The sequence below is a fragment of the uncultured Campylobacter sp. genome, assembly GCF_938018145.1.
Taxonomy (GTDB): domain Bacteria; phylum Campylobacterota; class Campylobacteria; order Campylobacterales; family Campylobacteraceae; genus Campylobacter_A.
Window position 1 is genome coordinate 1 of sequence record NZ_CALIII010000387.1, and the last position, 2837, is coordinate 2837.

Below are 2837 nucleotides of genomic sequence, written 5' to 3' on the forward strand. Positions count from 1 at the left end.
GCGCAGTATCTAGCCGTGCGCCCTTGCACCGATACGGCGATGCTGATCGGGCTTTGCGATTATCTTTACGAAAACGGGCTTTACGACAAGGAATTTATCGAGCGCTACACGGTCGGGTTCGATAAATTTAAGGATTATTTCACGGGCGCGAAAGACGGCGTGAAAAAGGATCTAAAATGGGCGAGTAAAATTTGCGGCGTGAGCGAAAAGGAGCTAAAAGAGCTAGCGGGTACGCTAGCTAAAAAAGACACGCTCATCGTCACGGGCTACGCGATACAGCGTCAGCACCACGGCGAGATGGCGTACTGGGCGCTGATCACGCTAGCTGCGATGCTAGGCGACATCGGCAAGACGGGGCGCGGCTACGTGATGAACGATCAGATGCATAAAAACGCAGATATCAGCTTCGTCGCGCCAAAGCTTCAGGCCTTTAACCCGGCGGTAAACGAAAAATACATCGCCCCGCAAGGCAAGCTAGCCAAAGCCAAATACCACGAGATACCAAACAGCAGGCTCATAGACGCGATCATGGAGCCGGGCAAGCAAATCGAGCGCAACGGCAAAAAGTACGTCATGCCGCACATTAGAGTGATGTTTAACGCCAACGGCTCGACCTTCACCCGTCATCCCGATACCAACCGCGCGGTCGAAGCGATGAAAAAGATCGAAGCGATCATCACCACCGAGCCCTTTTGGACGAGTACGGCAAGGCTCAGCGACATCGTGCTACCGGCGGCTCTTGAGTGCGAGCGCACGGATATAGAGTTTGCAAACTCTACTAGCGAATACCTTTTTGCGATTAAACCGCTAGTAAAGCCCGCGGGCGAGAGCAAAAGCGACTTTGAGATCGCGCGGCTCATCTGCGCGCAGTGGGGCGAGGAGTACGAGCAGGCCTTTAGCGAGGGCAAAACGGAGCTTGAGTGGGTGAAGGAAATCTACGAAAACGCCGCAAAGCAAGCCGAAGGTATGGGAGTGGCGATGCCTAAATTTGATGAGTTTTGGCAAAAGGGCTATGTCAAATTTGATAAGATCGACGAGAAAAAGCGGTACTTTACAAACTACGCTGACTTCCGCGCCGACCCAGAGAAAAACGTGCTAAAAACGCCGTCTGGCAAGATCGAACTCTACTCCGAAGCGGTCGAAAAGCTAGGTTACGCCGACTGCCCGCCGCACGCGACGTGGATGGAGCCGTTTGAGTGGCTGGGCGGCGACGTGAGCAAGTATCCTATCGCCATCAGCGGCGCGCACTCTAAATTTAGGCTCCACTCGCAGCTAAACAGCTCGCTGCTTCGCAACTACGCCGAGATCGCAAACCGCGAACCCGCGCTCATCAGCCCCGCCACGGCAAAGGCGCGCGGCATAAAAACGGGCGACGTAGTGAGGATCTACAACGACCGAGGCGAGATACTCTGCGGCGCGCTGGTGAGCGACACCGCGCAAGATAACGTCGTGATCGTAAGCGAAGGCGCGTGGTACGACCCGGCCGTCTGGGGCGAGCGCAGCCTATGTAAGCACGGCAACATAAACGTGCTAACCAAGGACGTGCCTAGCTCGCAGCTCTCGCAAAGCAACACCGCGCACACGAGCATGGTGCAGATCGAGAAATTTAAAGGCGAACTGCCGAGCGTAACGGCGTTTGATAGGCCCGCGACGATAGAGGCTTAGGCTTTGTGATTTAAATTTGAGCGGTTAAATTTGGCCGCTCAAATTTGACTACTTTTTAAATTTACCCGCTCAAATTTAGCGTCAAATTTAACTCAAATTTGACCGCTCCAGCGCTTGCTCCGCGCCGCTAAATTTTAAATTTGCTTTCAAATCAGCCGTTTTTTTGCCTAAAATTTGTAAAATTAGCCCAAAAAAAGGATAAAAAATGAGCCAAAAAACGCTAACGATCATCGACACTTTCGGATTTTTTTTCAGGCTTTACTACGCGATGAGCGGACTAAAAAACCGCGAAGGCAAGCCAAGCGGCATGGTGAGCGGCTTTGCTAGCTTTATCATGAATCTGCGCCAGGAGTTTGCCAGCGACTACATCATCTTTGCGCTAGATAGCAAGGGCAAAACGCTGCGCCACGAGATCCTGGGCGAGTATAAAGCCAACCGCTCCGAGCCGCCCGCCGCGCTAAAAGAGCAGCTGCCCGTGTGTATCGAGATGATAGAAAAAATGGGTCTAGCCGCCGTGAGCCGCGAAGGCTACGAGGCCGACGACATCATCGCTAGCGTCGTAAAGGAGTGCAAGCAGCGGGATATATTTGTACGTATCGTAACGCACGATAAAGACCTCTATCAGCTCATCGAGGACGGCAAAGTGAGCATCTACAGCCCCCAAAGCAAGATCGACCACGATAGCGCGAGCTGCATAGAAAAATACGGAGTTCCGCCAAGCTGCATACGCGATTTTCTCGCGATCGCGGGCGATAGCTCGGATAATATCCCGGGCGTCAAAGGCATCGGCGCGGTGGGCGCCAAAAGGCTACTAAATGAATTTGGTAGCTTAGAAGGCATCTACGAAAACCTGCCGCTAGTGCGAAACGAACGTATCCGCGGCATGCTAGCAGAGGGGCGTGAAAGCGCGTTTTTGAGCAAGCGCCTAACCTCGCTCTTTGACGACGTGCCAGATGTGCTCGATCTAAAAAGGGCGGAATTTCCCGAGCAAAATCCGCTCGTAAAAGTCGCCGATACTCTGCGCGAATACGATTTAAATCGCCTTTTAAAAGCGCTGCAAAATAGCGAAAACGCGGGCGAAAACGCGGAATTTAAGCTCGGCTTTAACGCGCGGCTTTTAACGGACGAGGGCGAGATCGAGCGACTGCTGGCAAACATAGACGCGGACACGC

2 protein-coding genes are annotated in these 2837 nt (G+C 53.0%); both read left to right on the forward strand.

Annotated features, from left to right (window positions below):
• On the forward strand, positions 1 to 1665 hold a 1665-nt coding region (locus Q0338_RS08960), incomplete at its 5' end, for a molybdopterin-dependent oxidoreductase (protein WP_298086449.1).
• Positions 1666 to 1870: 205 nt separating this feature from the next.
• On the forward strand, positions 1871 to 2837 hold a 967-nt coding region (locus Q0338_RS08965; protein WP_298086450.1), incomplete at its 3' end, for a 5'-3' exonuclease H3TH domain-containing protein.